We start from the raw sequence: 16,772 nt of genomic DNA, 5'->3' as shown, positions 1-16,772 counted from the left end.
AACACAAAAAACTAAAGCCTTGCGGACCACCTAATGAGCACTCAAAAGATTTCCTTCTACAACCTGGCCTGGCGCTGGCATTTCTACGCCGGGCTGTTCGTAGCGCCCTTCATGGTGTTGCTGGCGCTGACTGGCATCATCTACCTGTTCAAGCCCCAGCTCGACCCATTGATGTACGGCGACCTGCTCGACGTGCAGCCGGCCGAGCAAACGCTGAGCGCCGACCAATTGCTGCAACGAGCCAAGTCCGCCTACCCACAGGGCACGATCAGCAAATATCTGCCACCGGTCGACGCCAGCAGCAGCGCACAATTTGTCATGCACAGCGCAGGCAACGAGGTGACGGTATTCGTCGACCCGTATCGCGGCACCGTGCTCGGAGAACAGGATGCGAAATATAACCTGCAAGCCATCGCCCGCGCGTTGCACGGCGAGCTGATGATCGGCACCGTTGGCGATCGCCTGGTGGAGTTGGCTGCCGGCTGGGGCGTGATGCTGGTGGTGTCGGGCCTGTACCTGTGGTGGCCACGCGGCAAGTCACCGGCCGGGGTGTTGTGGCCACGCCTGAACAGTCGCGGTCGGCTGTTCTGGCGGGACTTGCATGTGGTGGCTGGTTTCTGGGGCGCGGCCTTCCTGCTGGTGATGCTGCTCAGCGGCATGACTTGGACCGGATTCTGGGGCAAGCAATACGCAGACCTGTGGAACACCTTTCCGGCGGCGATGTGGAATAACGTGCCGCAGTCCGATCAGCAGGCGCGGGTGCTTAATACGGCAAGCCAGCAGACCGTACCCTGGGCGCTGGAAAACACACCCATGCCGATGTCCGGCGACCATGCCGGACACATGAACCACGGCGCCATGCACTCGGCTCCTGCCGCGCCGACCGTGCGCCTGCAACAGCTGGTGGAGCTGGCGACCGCCCGCAAGGTCGAACCCGGCTACAGCATCACCTTCCCTACCACCGCCGAAGGCGTGTTCACCATCGCGGTGTTCGCCAATGACCCGCGCAACGACGCCACCCTGCATGTGGATCAGTACACCGGCAAGGTTCTGGCCGACGTGCGCTGGGAGCACTACAACATGGTCGCGCGTGCCACCGAGACCGGCGTGATGCTGCATGAAGGCAAGATGTTCGGTTGGGTAAACCAGCTGATCGTGCTGCTGATCTGCCTGATGATCCTGCTCAGCGCCGTCAGTGGCGTGGTGATCTGGTGGAAGCGCAGGCCTCAAGGCGGGCTGGGCGTACCGCCGTTGCGTCATGATCTGCCGAAGTGGAAAACCGCGATGCTGGTCATGCTTGGCCTGGCCATCGTTTTCCCGTTGGTGGGCTTGTCGCTGGTGCTGGTGTGGGTGCTGGACCGCCTGGTGCTTTCACGGCTGTTTGGCCAACGTGAATCCGCCTCACTTTCCTCATGAGAGGGTCGAGATGCCCAACTTAGAGGCACTGTGTAGTCTTGCGCGGGCTTTCAACCTCAGTGCAATAAGTGTTAACTTATAACACTTCTTGCACTTCCTGCTCGTCGCCCCTGCGGCGAGTAACGCCTCGAATAAGCGATTGAACGTCCGATGAACAACTACCTTGCGTCTGGCCTGTGCCTGCTCGCGCTGCACAGCAGCGCCCAGGCGTTGACCTTGCCCGCCAGCCCCGTTACGGCTCCGGAGGTCGACACCTCTATCGACCTGAAGACCCCGACCACCGCCGGCTCGCGCCTGAATCTCACGGCCCTGCAAACCCCGGGCAGCGTCCAAAGCCAGACCGGCGCGCAGATCCGCGAGCGCGGCGACGCCAGCGTACAGGACGCTGTTTCCCGCGCCACCGGCATCAGTCGCACCGGCACCCCAGGCGATGGAGGCACCTCGCTGCAAGCGCGGGGGTTTACCGGCCAGGGTTCGGTAATGCAGTTGTACGACGGCAATCGCATGTACACCGGCATGGGCACCTCGACGTTTCCGGTCGACACCTGGGCGGTCGAGCGCGTGGACGTGCTGCGCGGTCCGGCCTCGGTGCTGTACGGCGAAGGCGCCACCGGCGCGGTCATCAACACCCTCGCGAAAAAACCTTTCGCAGGCGAGATCGAAAACCACATCCGCCTCGGCTACGGTTCCCATGATCGCCAGCAACAGGCCCTGGACAGCGGCGGTTCGCTGACCGATACCGTGAGTTATCGCCTCAACCTCAACCGCCTGCGCAGCAACGGCTTTATCGACCGCGGCGACTCGGCCAGCGATTTCGTCAGCGCCGCCCTGCGCTGGGAGGCAGCCGATAACCTGAGCTTCACCCTGGCCCACGATTATGGCGACCAGCGTCCGCAAAACTACTTCGGCACCCCGCTGATCAACGGCCAGTTGCACAAAGGCCTGCGGGACAAAAACTACAACGTCAGCAACGATACCCAACACTACAACGACCAGTGGACGCGCCTGACCAGCCAATGGCAGATCAACGACAACACAAGCGCCACCAACGAGCTGTACTACCTCAAGGCCCAGCGCCGCTGGCAGAACGCCGAGAACTACAACTTCAGCGCAGGGCAACTGACCCGCAGCGGTTTCTACGGCATCAAGCACAACCAGGAACAGGTCGGCGACCGCCAGACCTTTACCTTCCAGCACAGCCTGTTCGGCCTCGACAGCCAGACCGTGACCGGGGTGGAATACAACCGCATTCGCTTCCAGCTCAACAGCAACTCGCCATTTAACGATGTGCTCAAGGACGGCCAACCGCTCGACGTACATCATCCGGCACCCGCCCCTTTTGAAAGCAAAGACGTTCACCAGCCACAGTTCCAGACCACCAGCAAACAGTTCTCGGCCTTTGCCGAAAACCGTCTGCAACTGACCGAGCAACTGTCCCTGGTCACCGGCATCCGCCGCGACTATGTGCATGTAGACCGCGATGACCTGACCAAAGCAGGCCAAAGCGACAAGACCCTGACCGGCAACAACTGGAAAGCCGGCCTGGTGTTCGCCGTGACCCCGGACACCTCGCTCTACGGCCAGTACGCTACCAGCACCGACGGCGTCGGCGGCTTGATCTCCCTGAGCCCGAGCCAACAGCAGTTCGACCTGGCGAGCGCCAGGCAAACCGAGATCGGCATCAAGCAGACGTTCTGGGATCAGCGCGGCGAGTGGACGCTGGCGGCCTACCACATCGTCAAGAAGAAGCTGTTGATCGACGTGCCGGGCGCCGTGCAACTCAAGGAGCAGGTCGGCCAACAATCCTCCAACGGCCTGGAAGCCAGCCTTGACCTGCAACTGCCGAACGCCTGGCAACTGCAAGCCAACGCGGCGATTGTGCGGGCGCGGTACGATGATTTCTCGCAAGTGGTCAATAACCAGCAGGTGTCCCGCGACGGCAACCGCCCGGCCGATGTGCCACGGCGCACCGCCAATCTGTGGCTGAGCAAAGCCGTGAGCGATGACATCCGCGCCGGCGGCGGCGTGCGTTATGTCGATGCGCGTTACGCCGACACCGCCAACCAGAACGAATTACCCAGCTACACCGTGGTCGACGCCACCCTGTCGTGGAAAGCCATGCGCAACACGACATTGGGCCTGCAATTGAATAACCTGTTCGACCGAACCTACGCCGTCAGCCAATACAATGACGGCCAACAATGGATCCTGGGCGAGCCGCGCTCGTTGTTTGTCACCGCCGACTACACCTTTTGATGAGCCCTGCATGACCTCACTCAACCTCACCCGCCTCGCGTGGACCCCTTTGGGTCACGGTCATTGCCATCACCAGTTCCAACTGCGTGATGCCAGCCTGCACGTGGGGATGGGTGAGTTCGTGGGCTTGATCGGCCCCAACGGCAGCGGCAAGACCAGCCTGTTGCGCTGCGCCTATCGGTTCAGCAAACCGGAGCACGGTGAGGTATTGCTCGAACATCAGAACGTGTGGAAGCAGTCCTCACGCTGGTGCGCCCAGCGCATCGCCGTGGTTCTGCAGGAGTTTCCCGACGCCTTCGGCCTGCGGGTCGATGAAGTGGTTGCCATGGGACGCACGCCCCACAAGGGGTTGTTCGATGGCGACACCCGACAAGACCAACAACTGATTCGGCAGGCACTGGACTCGGTCGGCCTGCTGGGCTTTGAGGACCACGCCTTTGCCACCCTCTCGGGTGGTGAAAAGCAACGCGTGATCCTCGCCCGCGCCCTGGCGCAGCAACCGCAACTGCTGATCCTGGATGAGCCGACCAACCACCTTGATCCGCGTTACCAACTGGAACTCCTGAAACTGGTCAAGCGTTTGAAAATCGGCACCCTGGCCAGCATCCATGACCTGAATCTGGCCGCCGCCTTCTGTGATCGCCTGTATGTGATCAACCACGGGCGCATCGTCGCCAGCGGCACGCCCCACGAAGTGTTGACCGCTGATCTGCTGCGCGAGGTGTTTGGCGTCCAGGCATTGATCGACACCCATCCCCTGTCCGGCTACCCCCGAATCACCTGGATAACCCAACCATGACCTTGCGTACCCTGCTGTGCCTGTTCCTGTTGTGCGGTGCAACCCAGGCATTCGCCGAAGCCACGCATTACCCTTTGAAGATCCGCAGCTGCAATCGCGAGGTGACGTTCAATCAAGCGCCTGAACATGCAGTCAGCCACGACATCAACATGACCCAGATGATGCTCGCCCTGGGCCTCAAGTCGCGCATGGTCGGCTACAGCGGTGTAACGGGCTGGAAAGCGGTCACTGCGCACATGGCACAGATCCTCGACGGTTTGCCGGAGCTGGCCAGCAAGTACCCGTCGGTGGAGACCCTGCTCAACGCCAATGTCGATTTCTTCTTCGCCGGCTGGGACTACGGCATGCGTGTCGGCGGCGACCTGACGCCGCAAACCTTGCAGCCGCTGGGTATCAATGTCTACGAGTTGACCGAGTCGTGCGCCTTTGTGATGAAGCGCCCGGCAGCCACGCTGGAAGACACCTATAACGACCTGCGCAACCTGGGCAGGATTTTTGATGTGCAAGAGCGCGCCAATGCGCTGATCGCGCAGATGCAGGAACAGGTCGCCGAGGTTCGCAAAACCTTGCCCGCTGAAAAACCCCGGGTATTCCTCTACGACAGCGGCGAAGACCGCGCCATGACTTCCGGCCGCCTGGGGATGCCACAGGCGCTGATCGATGCCGCCGGCGGGCGCAATATTCTCGATGACGTGGACGCCAGCTGGACTCGCGTCAACTGGGAGACCGTGGTGGAGCGCAATCCGCAGGTGATCGTGATCGTCGACTACAGCGAAATCACCGCCGAGCAGAAACAACAGTTCCTGCTCGATAACCCGGCGCTGCAATCGGTGGACGCCATCAAGCATCAACGCTTTATCGTCATCCCCTATGTGCAAGCCACACCGGGCATCGATAACGTGCTGGCCGTCGAAACCCTGGCCAAGGGGTTCCACGGCCAATGATCAACCGTCGCTACGCCTTGTTGCTGGTTGCCCTTGGTGCCGTGTTGCTGGTTTCTTGCGTGGTCTCGCTGGGTTTCGGCTCGGCACGGGTGCCGGTGGATGTGGTGTGGCGGATTCTGTTGCACAAGACGCTGGGCATCGGCGAAGTGAACTGGCCCGTCGGCCAGGAACATATCGTCTGGCTGATCCGGGTCCCGCGGATGCTCCTCGGTGCATTGGTCGGTGCCGGCCTGGCGCTGATCGGCGCGGTGTTGCAGGCAGTGACCCGCAACCCGCTGGCCGATCCGCACCTGCTGGGCGTCACCTCCGGCGCCACCTTGGGTGCAGTGATCGTGGTACTGCATATCGGTGAAATCATCGGCCTGCTGACCTTGCCCATTGCCGCCTTTATCGGCGCCATGCTCAGCATGCTGGTAGTGCTGGCGGTGGCCAGTCGCAACGGTCGCCTGGAGAGTGATCGCCTGTTGCTGTGCGGCGTGGCGGTGTCCTTCGTGATGATGGCGGTGGCCAATCTGCTGCTGTTCATGGGTGATCACCGGGCAGCGTCGGCGGTGATGTTCTGGATGCTCGGCGGCCTGGGGCTGGCGCGCTGGGAACTGCTGGCGATTCCCACCGCCACGGTATTGCTCGGGCTCGCACTGCTGCTGGGCATGGCGCGGCCGCTGAATGCCCTGATGGCCGGCGAACAGACCGCTGTGACCCTGGGCCTGAACGCGCGCAATGTGCGCCTGAAAGTATTCCTGATCGCCTCGTTGATGACCGGCGTGCTGGTTTCCATCAGCGGCTCCATCGGCTTTGTCGGCTTGATGGTGCCGCACATTGCGCGGCGCCTGGTGGGCGCCGAGCATCGGCGTTTGCTGCCGGTGTGTGTGCTGCTCGGTAGCCTGTTCCTGGTGTGGGTCGATGTTGCCGCACGCACGCTGATCGCCCCCGAAGACCTGCCGATTGGCGTGGCCACCGCAGCCATCGGAGGGTTGTTCTTTATCGGCTTGATGCGCAAGCGCTGAGCCGCCCCGTTGTGGCGCACACAGTTGCACCCCTGGCCCTGACCTGCCATTTGATGGTGCATCGACAAGGCCCGATCACCAGCGAAACGACCATTTCATGCCATTTGCCGACTAGGCACAGCGCTTGCAATCACCTCCTCGACTTATCCCCCTCATAACAATGTTGAGTTCGCGGAGATTGCACCATGAAGCGTCGTAGCTTGATCAAGGCTTTCACTTTGTCGGCGTCCATTGCCGCCATGGGCCTGACCTGGACCGTCCAGGCCGCCGAGACCATCAAGGTCGGCATCCTGCACTCGCTGTCCGGGACCATGGCCATCTCCGAAACGTCCCTCAAGGACATGGCGCTGATGACCATCGACGAGATCAACGCCAAGGGCGGTGTGAACGGCAAGATGCTCGAAGCCGTGGTAGTCGATCCTGCTTCCAACTGGCCGCTGTTTGCCGAGAAAGGCCGGCAGTTGCTGACCCAGGACAAGGTTGCCGTAGTGTTCGGCTGCTGGACCTCGGTGTCGCGCAAATCGGTATTGCCGGTGTTCGAAGAACTCAACGGCCTGCTGTTCTACCCGGTGCAATACGAAGGCGAAGAGATGTCGCCCAACGTGTTCTACACCGGCGCCGCGCCGAACCAGCAGGCGATCCCGGCGGTGGAATACCTGATGAGCGAAGAAGGCGGCAACGCCAAGCGTTTCTTCCTGCTCGGCACCGACTATGTATACCCGCGCACCACCAACAAGATCCTGCGCTCGTTCCTGCATTCCAAAGGCGTGGCGGATAAAGATATCGAAGAGGTCTACACCCCGTTCGGCCACGCCGATTACCAGACCATCGTTGCCAACATCAAGAAGTTCTCCGCCGGTGGCAAGACGGCAGTGGTCTCCACCGTCAATGGCGACTCCAACGTGCCGTTCTACAAGGAGTTGGCCAACCAGGGCTTGAAGGCCACCGACGTACCGGTGGTGGCGTTCTCCGTGGGTGAAGAAGAACTGCGCGGCATCGACACCAAACCGCTGGTGGGCAACCTGGCGGCCTGGAACTACTTCCAGTCGGTGGAGAACCCGGTGAACCAGAAGTTCGTCGCGGACTGGAAAGCCTACGCCAGGAAACACAACCTGCCGGGCGCGGACAAAGCCGTGACCAACGACCCGATGGAAGCCACCTACGTGGGCATCCACATGTGGGCGCAGGCGGCAGAAAAGGCCAAGTCCACCGATGTCGACAAAGTGCGTGAAGCCCTCGGCGGCCAGACCTTCGCCGCGCCGTCGGGCTTTACCCTGACCATGGACAAGACCAACCACCACCTGCACAAGCCGGTGATGATTGGCGAGATCCAGGCCGATGGGCAGTTCTCGGTGGTATGGCAGACCGAGGAACCGATCCGCGCGCAGCCGTGGAGCCCGTACATTCCTGGCAATGACAAGAAGCCGGACCATGCGGTGAAGAGCAACTAAACCGCATCACCGACCACATGTGGGAGCGGGCTTGCTCGCTCCCACAGAAACCTAGTCCGCGCACGACCAGGACATTTGTTTATGACCACTGCCCTCCACCGTTTCATCCTGGCTTGCCTGCTGTTGCTGCCCCTGGCCGCATACGCAGGCGATGCAGAAGACTTTCTGGCGGCCAACCCGATGCAACAGGCCAAACTGTTGCAGGACTGGGCCGCACAGCCTGACCCAGCGCGCATCGAGCTGGTCAACGGCCTGCAGCAAGGCCAGATCAGCGTCAACGGTGAAACCAAAACCGTACGCCTGAACAACCGTTTGCGCGGCTTGATCAACAACGTTCAAGCCAGCCAGCAACTGCTCGCCGCCGATCCCGAGGTGCGCCTCGCAGGCGCTCAACAACTGCAAAAAAGCGCCACCTCGGCGCAGCTGCAATTTCTCGACCGACAACTGGCCAGCGAAGCCGACGAAGACGTCCATACCGCCCTGAGCCTGGCCCTGGCCAACCTGCAACTGGTCGATCCCGATCCCGCGGTGCGTTTGGCGGCCGTACGTTTACTCGGCGACACCGGCGACCCCTTGGCCCGCACCCGACTGCAGGCCTTGCTCGCACCGGGCGTAGAAACCGACACAGCCGTACATACTGCCGCCGAGACCAGCCTGGCCCAGGTCAAGCGCAAGCTGATGATCGGCGAACTGCTCGGCCAAGCCTTCAGCGGTATGTCCCTGGGTTCGATCCTGCTGCTGGCCGCCCTCGGGCTGGCGATCACCTTCGGCCTGCTCGGCGTGATCAATATGGCCCACGGCGAGATGCTGATGCTCGGTGCCTATTCCACCTATGTGGTGCAGTTGATGATGCAGCGCTACGTGCCCCAGGCCATTGAGTTCTACCCGTTGATCGCGCTGCCGGTGGCGTTTTGCGTCACCGCCGCCATCGGCATGGCGCTGGAGCGCAGCGTAATTCGTCACCTGTATGGCCGGCCGCTGGAAACCTTGCTCGCCACGTGGGGCATCAGCCTGATGCTGATCCAACTGGTACGCCTGGTGTTCGGCGCGCAGAACGTTGAAGTGTCCAACCCCCAGTGGCTGTCCGGCGGGATCCAGGTGCTGCCCAACCTGGTGCTGCCGTACAACCGCATCGTAATCATCGGCTTCGCCTTGTTCGTGGTAGTGCTGACCTGGCTGTTGCTGAACAAGACGCGCCTGGGCCTGAACGTGCGCGCAGTTACCCAGAACCGCAACATGGCGGCCTGCTGCGGCGTGCCCACCGGGCGCGTCGACATGCTCGCCTTTGGCCTTGGTTCCGGCATTGCAGGCCTGGGCGGCGTAGCGTTGAGCCAGGTCGGCAACGTTGGCCCGGACCTGGGCCAGAGCTACATCATCGACTCGTTCCTGGTGGTGGTACTCGGCGGTGTCGGCCAGTTGGCCGGCAGCGTGACTGCGGCCTTCGGCCTGGGGATCGCCAACAAGATCCTGGAACCTGCAATCGGTGCCGTGCTCGGCAAGATTCTGATCCTCGCGCTGATCATTCTGTTTATCCAGAAACGCCCGCAGGGACTCTTCGCACTGAAAGGACGGGTGATCGACTGATGAACCAGCCATTGATGCTCACGGCCACCCAAAAGGCCGGCCCCAAAGTCACAATCGCCGTGGGCGTGGCGGTCCTCGCCGTGCTGTTGGCATTGCCGCTTTTGTCACTGTTGCCGCCAGACCATGTCTTGCACATTTCGGCCTACACCCTGACGTTGGTGGGCAAGATCCTCTGCTACGCCATCGTCGCCCTGGCCCTGGACCTGGTCTGGGGCTACGCCGGGATGCTGTCGCTGGGCCACGGTCTGTTCTTCGCGCTCGGCGGCTATGCGATGGGCATGTACCTGATGCGCCAGGCGGCAGGCAGCGAGTTGCCGGCGTTCATGACCTTTTTGTCGTGGACCGAACTGCCGTGGTATTGGGCCGGCACCGATCACTTCCTCTGGGCGCTGTGCCTGGTGGTGCTGGCGCCGGGCCTGCTCGCCTTGGTGTTCGGTTTCTTCGCCTTTCGCTCGCGGATCAAGGGCGTGTATTTCTCGATCATGACCCAGGCCCTGACGTTTGCCGGAATGCTGCTGTTCTTTCGCAACGAGACCGGATTTGGTGGCAATAACGGCTTTACCAATTTCCGCAGCATCCTGGGCTTTGGCATTACCGAGCCAGGCACGCGCGCGGTGCTGTTCGTGGCCACCGTGCTGTTGCTGGTGACGAGCCTGTACATCGGCTGGCGCCTGGCCCGCAGTAAGTTCGGCCGGGTGCTGACCGCCTTGCGTGATGCCGAGAACCGCCTGATGTTCTGCGGCTACGACCCGCGCGGCTTCAAGCTGTTCGTGTGGGTACTGAGCGCGGTGCTGTGCGGTTTGGCGGGGGCGTTGTACGTCCCGCAGGTGGGCATCATCAACCCCAGCGAAATGTCGCCGACCAACTCCATCGAAGCCGCCGTCTGGGTGGCCCTGGGCGGGCGCGGTACGCTGATCGGCCCACTGCTTGGCGCCGGGGTGGTCAATGGCATGAAGAGCTGGTTCACCGTGGCGTTCCCGGAGTACTGGCTGTTTTTCCTCGGGGCGTTGTTCATCATCGTCACCTTATACCTGCCCAAGGGCGTGATCGGGCTGCTGAAGAAGTGAGGCATATGATGCTTGAACCCGTTTTCGATGCAGGCAGCGGCCGCGATGCTATCGGCATTGGCCAAGCGGCAGGCAAAGGCCTGAACACCCGTCACGGTACCCTCCTGACCCTGGAAGACATCAGCGTCAGCTTCGACGGCTTCAAAGCCCTGAACGACCTGAACCTGTACATCGGCGTTGGCGAACTGCGCTGCATCATCGGCCCCAACGGCGCGGGCAAGACCACGCTGATGGACGTGATCACCGGCAAGACCCGACCCAGCCACGGCACGGCCTGGTTCGGCGAAACCCTGGATCTCACCAGCATGAGCGAAGTCCAGATCGCCCAGGCCGGTATCGGCCGCAAGTTCCAGAAACCCACAGTATTCGAAGCCCTGAGCGTGTTCGAAAACCTGGAACTGGCGCAGAAGACCGACAAGTCGGTGTGGGCCAGCCTGCGGGCGCGCCTGAGCGGCGAGCAAAAGGACCGTATTGATGAAGTGCTCGACACCATCCGCCTGGCCGCCTCGGCACAGCGCCCGGCCGGGTTACTGTCCCACGGCCAGAAGCAGTTTCTGGAAATCGGCATGCTGCTGATGCAAGACCCGCAACTGTTGCTGCTGGACGAACCGGTGGCGGGCATGACCGACGCCGAAACCGAATTCACCGCCGAGCTGTTCAAGCGCCTGGCGGGCAAGCATTCGTTGATGGTGGTGGAACATGACATGGGCTTTGTCGGCTCGATCGCCGATCACGTGACGGTGTTGCACCAGGGCAGCGTACTGGCTGAAGGGTCGCTGGCGCAGGTGCAGGAAAACGAGCGCGTCATCGAGGTGTATCTCGGGCGCTGAAGCTGACACAGACTGCTTTATGTGGCGCTGGCTTGCCTGCTCCCACAGTTGATCCGGTTCCCACAGGGGAATTGAGGAGAGTTGAACATGCTGCAAGTCAACACGCTGCACCAGTACTACGGCGGTAGCCACATCCTGCGCGGTCTCTCGTTCGAGGTGAAGATCGGCGAAGTCACCTGCCTGCTCGGCCGTAACGGCGTGGGCAAGACGACCCTGCTCAAGTGCCTGATGGGCCTGCTGCCGGCCAAGGAAGGCGCGGTCAACTGGGAAGGCAAGGCCATCACCGGTTTCAAGCCGCACCAGCGCGTGCACGCCGGCATTGCCTACGTGCCCCAGGGCCGGGAGATTTTTGCGCGGCTGACGGTAGAGGAAAACCTGCTTATGGGCCTGTCGCGCTTTCCCGGCTCCGAAGCCAGGGAAGTGCCCGTCTTCATCTACGAACTGTTCCCGGTGCTGCTGCAGATGAAACATCGGCGCGGCGGCGACTTGTCCGGCGGCCAGCAACAACAGTTGGCGATCGGCCGCGCCCTGGCCAGCCGTCCACGCTTGTTGATCCTCGATGAACCTACCGAAGGCATCCAGCCGTCGGTGATAAAGGAGATCGGCGCGGTGATCAAGCAACTCGCAGCGCGGGGTGATATGGCGATTCTGCTGGTAGAACAGTTCTACGATTTTGCCGCCGAGTTGGCCGACCACTACCTGGTGATGTCCCGCGGTGAAATCGTCCAGCAGGGCCGTGGTGAACACATGGAAAGCGAAGGTGTACGCGGCCTCGTAACGATCTAATCTGTGGCGTCCTGGCGATAAGCACTGAACATGAACCTGCCCGTTTCCCCTGCCCTCTTCACCCCCAGCTGGCATGCCGAACTTGCGCTCGGCTATGCACGTTTCGGCGCCTCCACGCGCCCGGTGATGCGCCGTCACATCGGCCCGCTGCGCGTACAAAAGCACCTGTACGCTGAAGGTCCCCAGGTGTGCCAGCACATCATCGTGCATCCGCCCGGAGGAATCGCCGGCGGTGATCGCCTGGACATCCGCGCCCACGTGGCCGAAGGCGCATGGGCGCAATTGACCAGCCCCGGCGCAGCCAAGTGGTATCGCGCCAATGGCCCGGCATTCCAGCAGTTGGACCTCACGGTGCAAACCGGCGCGACGCTGGAGTGGCTGCCCCAGGAAACCATCGTGTTCAGCGCCGCCCAGGCCGAACTCACTACACGCATAGCGCTGCACGGCGATGCCCGGTTGTTCTACTGGGATGTGGTCGCCCTTGGTCGCCCGGCCAGCGGCGAACGTTTCGACCTCGGCCATTTTCAATCGCACCTGGATATTCGCCGCGACGGCCAGTTGCTCTGGCATGAACGCCAGCGCATTGTGGGTGCCGATGGCCTGCTCGACTCGCCCATCGGGCTGGACGGGCAGCCGGTGTTCGCCACGTTGTTGGTGACCGGCGACATCGCACCAGAACTACTCGAAACCTGCCGCGCCCTGCCCCACGCCGTGCGCGGCGACCTGACCCAGTTACCCGGCTTGCTGGTGGCCCGCTGCCTGGCCAGTGAAGCGCTGTTGGCACGGGGCTGGTTGATTGAACTATGGAAACTGCTACGCCCGGCGGTGCTGGGCCGGGACGCCGTTCCCCCCCGAATCTGGAGCACATGAAGATCAAAATGTGGGAGCGGGCTTGCTCGCTCCCACATGGGATCTGCGGTGTTTTTATGAATGATGTTTGAAGGACCTTGAACCATGGACCTGACCCCACGGGAAAAAGACAAACTGCTGATCTTCACCGCAGGCCTGGTGGCCGAGCGTCGCCTGGCGCGCGGTGTGAAGCTCAACTACCCGGAAACCATCGCCTTTATTTCCGCCGCGCTGATGGAAGGCGCCCGCGATGGCCGCACCGTGGCCGACCTGATGCACTACGGCACCACCCTGCTCAGTCGCGAGCAAGTGATGGAAGGCATCCCGGAAATGATCCCGGATATCCAGGTAGAAGCCACCTTCCCCGACGGCACCAAGCTGGTGACCGTCCACCAACCCATCGCCTGAGGCTCAGCCATGATCCGTGATGCGACCGAAAAGGACCTCCCCGCCATTCGCGATATCTACAACGACGCGGTGCGCAACACCACGGCGATCTGGAACGAGCAACCGGTGGACCTGGCGAACCGCCAGGCCTGGTTCAATGCACGCCAGGCCCAGGGCTATCCGATTCTGGTAGCCGTCGAGAATGAAGAGGTGACCGGCTATGCGTCGTTCGGCGACTGGCGGCCCTTTGAAGGTTTTCGCTACAGCGTCGAACACTCGGTGTACGTACGCAATGACCAACGCGGCAAAGGCCTTGGCCCGCAGCTGATGCAAGCGCTGATCGAACGCGCCCGCCGCTGCGGCAAATACGTGATGGTGGCCGCCATCGAAAGCGGCAACCAGGCCTCGATCCGCCTGCATGAGCGCCTTGGGTTTGTCACTACCGGGCAGATGCCGCAAGTGGGCATCAAGTTCGGCCGCTGGCTCGACCTGACCTTTATGCAACTGGCCCTGAACCCAGGCGCCGAACCGCCCAAGGAGTGAGAGCGATGAGCGCTACGCAACTGCGTCGAGTCAACACCGAGAGCTTTGCCCATTACCGCCAGGGCCTGATCGAGCTGTTGCTTGACGCCGTCAGCCACGGTGCCTCGGTCGGTTTCATGGCTGACTTCGATGAGGCCCAGGCCCAGGCTTATCTAAAGGACGTACACGCCAGCCTCGCAGACGCCAGCCTGCTGCTGTGGGTGGTGGTGCGCGATGAACAGTTGATCGCCAGCGTACAGTTGGCGCTGAGCCAGAAAACCAACGGTCTGAACCGCGCCGAAGTGCAGAAGCTGCTGGTCCACAGCAGCATGCGGCGCCACGGCCTGGGCCAGCAATTGATGAGCGCCCTGGAACTCGAAGCGCGCCAGCACCAGCGCGGCCTGCTGCACCTGGACACCGAAGCCGGCTCGCCTGCCGAAACCTTTTACCAATCGCTGGGCTACACCCGCGTCGGTGAACTGCCCGATTACTGCCAAAGCCCGGACGGACGCTACAGCCCGACCGCCATCTACTTCAAGACCCTGGGGCAACCTGCATGATTCCTGGTGAGTACCGCATCCAGCCTGGCGATATCGAACTCAACGTCGGCCGCCGCACCGTTACCCTGAGCGTGGCCAACAGCGGCGATCGGCCGATCCAGGTGGGTTCGCATTATCATTTTTTCGAGACCAATGATGCGCTGGCGTTCGACCGTAGGTTGGCCCGGGGCATGCGCCTGAATATTCCGGCGGGGACGGCGGTGCGCTTCGAACCGGGTCAGAGTCGTGAGGTCGAGTTGGTGGACTTGGGCGGCGGGCGGCGGGTGTTCGGGTTTGCCGGGCGGATCATGGGCGACCTTTAGGGCCTCATCGAGGGCAAGCCCCCGATAGCGGATTCACATTCAACACATACTTTTCAGGGCACACACATGAAAATCAGCCGCCAAGCCTATGTCGACATGTACGGCCCCACCGTCGGTGACAAGGTCCGCCTGGCCGACACCGAGCTGTTTGTCGAAGTGGAACAGGACTTCACCATCTACGGCGAAGAAGTCAAATTCGGTGGCGGCAAAGTGATCCGTGACGGCCAGGGCCAGAGCCAGTTACTGGCCCATGAAGTGGTCGACACGCTGATCACCAACGCCCTGATCATCGACCACTGGGGCATCGTCAAGGCCGATGTCGGCTTGAAGAACGGCCGTATCCACGCGATCGGCAAGGCCGGCAACCCGGATATCCAGCCGGGCGTGACCATGGCCATTGGCGCCAGCACCGAGGTGATCGCCGGGGAAGGCATGATCCTCACCGCCGGCGGTATCGACAGCCACGTGCATTTCATCTGCCCGCAGCAGATTGAAGAAGCGCTGACCAGCGGCGTCACCACGATGATCGGCGGCGGCACGGGGCCGGCCACCGGCACCAACGCCACCACCTGCACCTCAGGCCCGTGGCACCTGGCGCGCATGCTGCAAGCCAGCGATTCGTTCCCGATGAACATCGGTTTTACCGGCAAGGGCAACGCCAGTTTGCCGCAGCCGTTGATCGAGCAGGTCAAGGCCGGCGCCATCGGTTTGAAGCTGCACGAGGATTGGGGCACCACGCCTGCCAGCATCGATAACTGCCTGAGCGTTGCCGATCAATATGACGTGCAGGTGGCGATTCACAGCGACACCCTCAACGAATCCGGCTTCGTCGAAACCACCCTCGCCGCGCTCAAGGGCCGCACCATCCACACCTACCACACCGAAGGTGCCGGTGGCGGTCATGCGCCAGACATCATCAAGGCCTGTGGCTTGCCCAACGTGCTGCCCAGCTCCACCAACCCGACGCGGCCATTCACCCGCAACACCATCGACGAGCACCTGGACATGTTGATGGTCTGCCATCACCTGGACCCGAGCATCGCCGAAGACGTGGCCTTCGCCGAAAGCCGCATCCGCCGCGAGACCATCGCCGCCGAGGACATCCTGCACGACCTCGGCGCGTTCTCGATGATCAGCTCCGACAGCCAGGCCATGGGCCGCGTGGGTGAAGTGATCACGCGCACCTGGCAGACCGCCGACAAGATGAAAAAACAACGCGGCGCCCTGCCCGGCGACGGCCCCGGCAACGACAACTTGCGCATCAAGCGCTACATCGCCAAGTACACCATCAACCCGGCGATCACCCATGGCGTCAGCCATATCGTCGGTTCTGTCGAAGTGGGCAAGTGGGCCGACCTGGTACTGTGGCGTCCGGCATTTTTTGGGGTCAAACCGACCCTGATCCTCAAGGGTGGTGCGATTGCCTCAAGCTTGATGGGCGATGCCAATGCGTCAATCCCCACACCGCAACCGGTGCACTACCGCCCCATGTTCGCCAGCTTCGGCAGCTCACTGCATGCCACCAGCCTGACCTTCATCAGCCAGGCCGCGCAAGACGCCGGATTGCCCGAGGCCCTGGGGTTGAAAAAGCAGATCGCCGTGGTCAAGGGTTGCCGCAACGTGCAGAAAACCGACCTGATCCACAATGATTACCTGCCGGATATCGAGGTGGACCCACAGACCTACCAGGTCAAGGCCGACGGTGTGTTGCTCTGGTGCGAGCCGGCCGACACACTGCCGATGGCCCAGCGTTATTTTCTGTTCTAGGCCAATGCCGCCGCCCTCTCGGGCGGTGGTTTGTCTCCATCGCAAGCTGCCGCGTACCACGATGGAACGGCAGGCCTGGTGCGTTTGAGCGTCAGCCGGCGCTCTGCCGAAGATTTGGTCAGGCATTCGGGAATGGCTGCCTTGATCAAATCGTAGTGAGCGCCCTGCTCAATGCTGGGCAGGGCGGAGGGTGTTGAAAGCTGCGCAGTTGTCATGGATCGAACCTTGATAAGTATGAAGGTTCG

At 62.1% G+C, this 16,772-nt stretch carries 17 protein-coding genes; 16 read left to right on the top strand and 1 reads right to left on the bottom strand.

The genetic code is table 11. From position 1 onward, the window contains the following. Positions 1–33 precede the first annotated feature (33 nt). The 16 genes from OQ460_RS02935 to ureC all read left to right on the top strand — a co-directional run bounded on the left by OQ460_RS02935 (position 34) and on the right by ureC (position 16,527). Positions 34–1,416: a PepSY-associated TM helix domain-containing protein gene (locus tag OQ460_RS02935; protein ID WP_410020417.1), complete on the top strand. Its 1,383-nt coding sequence runs from the start codon at positions 34–36 to the stop codon at positions 1,414–1,416. A 150-nt stretch (positions 1,417–1,566) separates the two neighbouring features. Further along, complete coding sequence (locus OQ460_RS02930) at positions 1,567–3,672, top strand: TonB-dependent receptor (protein ID WP_410020416.1); 2,106 nt, start codon at positions 1,567–1,569, stop codon at positions 3,670–3,672. A 10-nt stretch (positions 3,673–3,682) separates the two neighbouring features. Continuing rightward, complete coding sequence (locus OQ460_RS02925; protein WP_410020415.1) at positions 3,683–4,471, top strand: ABC transporter ATP-binding protein; 789 nt, start codon at positions 3,683–3,685, stop codon at positions 4,469–4,471. Further along, positions 4,468–5,415: an ABC transporter substrate-binding protein gene (locus OQ460_RS02920; protein ID WP_410020414.1), complete on the top strand. Its 948-nt coding sequence runs from the start codon at positions 4,468–4,470 to the stop codon at positions 5,413–5,415. Before OQ460_RS02925 ends, OQ460_RS02920 begins: the two co-directional genes overlap by 4 nt. After that, positions 5,412–6,422, top strand: a complete 1,011-nt coding sequence (locus OQ460_RS02915) for a FecCD family ABC transporter permease (RefSeq protein ID WP_410020413.1) — start codon at positions 5,412–5,414, stop codon at positions 6,420–6,422. The genes OQ460_RS02920 and OQ460_RS02915 overlap by 4 nt, the downstream gene beginning before the upstream one ends. 185 nt (positions 6,423–6,607) lie before the next feature. Beyond that, positions 6,608–7,873: an urea ABC transporter substrate-binding protein gene (gene urtA, locus OQ460_RS02910; RefSeq protein WP_410020412.1), complete on the top strand. Its 1,266-nt coding sequence runs from the start codon at positions 6,608–6,610 to the stop codon at positions 7,871–7,873. 81 nt (positions 7,874–7,954) lie between these two features. Continuing rightward, positions 7,955–9,457: an urea ABC transporter permease subunit UrtB gene (gene urtB / locus OQ460_RS02905; protein ID WP_410020411.1), complete on the top strand. Its 1,503-nt coding sequence runs from the start codon at positions 7,955–7,957 to the stop codon at positions 9,455–9,457. Beyond that, positions 9,457–10,524 carry an urea ABC transporter permease subunit UrtC gene (urtC, locus tag OQ460_RS02900; protein ID WP_410020410.1) on the top strand — a complete coding sequence of 356 codons (1,068 nt, stop codon included), beginning with the start codon at positions 9,457–9,459 and terminating at the stop codon, positions 10,522–10,524. Before urtB ends, urtC begins: the two co-directional genes overlap by 1 nt. A gap of 8 nt (positions 10,525–10,532) precedes the next feature. Continuing rightward, complete coding sequence (urtD, locus tag OQ460_RS02895; protein WP_410021913.1) at positions 10,533–11,354, top strand: urea ABC transporter ATP-binding protein UrtD; 822 nt, start codon at positions 10,533–10,535, stop codon at positions 11,352–11,354. Positions 11,355–11,441: 87 nt separating this feature from the next. After that, positions 11,442–12,140: an urea ABC transporter ATP-binding subunit UrtE gene (gene urtE, locus OQ460_RS02890; RefSeq protein ID WP_410020409.1), complete on the top strand. Its 699-nt coding sequence runs from the start codon at positions 11,442–11,444 to the stop codon at positions 12,138–12,140. 30 nt (positions 12,141–12,170) lie between these two features. Beyond that, complete coding sequence (locus OQ460_RS02885) at positions 12,171–13,010, top strand: urease accessory protein UreD (protein ID WP_410020408.1); 840 nt, start codon at positions 12,171–12,173, stop codon at positions 13,008–13,010. An 84-nt stretch (positions 13,011–13,094) separates the two neighbouring features. Then, positions 13,095–13,397, top strand: coding sequence for an urease subunit gamma (gene ureA / locus OQ460_RS02880; RefSeq protein WP_314564126.1), 303 nt, complete (start codon positions 13,095–13,097; stop codon positions 13,395–13,397). 9 nt (positions 13,398–13,406) lie between these two features. Then, positions 13,407–13,919: a GNAT family N-acetyltransferase gene (locus OQ460_RS02875; protein WP_410020407.1), complete on the top strand. Its 513-nt coding sequence runs from the start codon at positions 13,407–13,409 to the stop codon at positions 13,917–13,919. A gap of 5 nt (positions 13,920–13,924) precedes the next feature. Then, on the top strand, positions 13,925–14,458 hold the full coding sequence (locus tag OQ460_RS02870) for a GNAT family N-acetyltransferase (RefSeq protein WP_410020406.1): 534 nt from the start codon (positions 13,925–13,927) through the stop codon (positions 14,456–14,458). Further along, entirely contained in the window at positions 14,455–14,760 is a 306-nt protein-coding gene (locus OQ460_RS02865) for an urease subunit beta (protein WP_410020405.1), read from the top strand. The genes OQ460_RS02870 and OQ460_RS02865 overlap by 4 nt, the downstream gene beginning before the upstream one ends. Before the next feature lie 66 nt (positions 14,761–14,826). Continuing rightward, positions 14,827–16,527 (top strand): urease subunit alpha, encoded by a 1,701-nt coding sequence (gene ureC, locus OQ460_RS02860; protein WP_410020404.1) that lies wholly within the window; start codon positions 14,827–14,829, stop codon positions 16,525–16,527. Here ureC and OQ460_RS02855 read toward each other — a convergent pair. After that, positions 16,524–16,742, bottom strand: coding sequence for a hypothetical protein (locus tag OQ460_RS02855; RefSeq protein WP_410020403.1), 219 nt, complete (start codon positions 16,740–16,742; stop codon positions 16,524–16,526). The genes ureC and OQ460_RS02855 overlap by 4 nt on opposite strands. Positions 16,743–16,772: the final 30 nt, after the last annotated feature.

The sequence above is a fragment of the Pseudomonas imrae genome (assembly GCF_046352735.2).
GTDB lineage: Bacteria > Pseudomonadota > Gammaproteobacteria > Pseudomonadales > Pseudomonadaceae > Aquipseudomonas > Aquipseudomonas imrae.
This window is presented reverse-complemented; position numbering and strand designations above follow the sequence as displayed.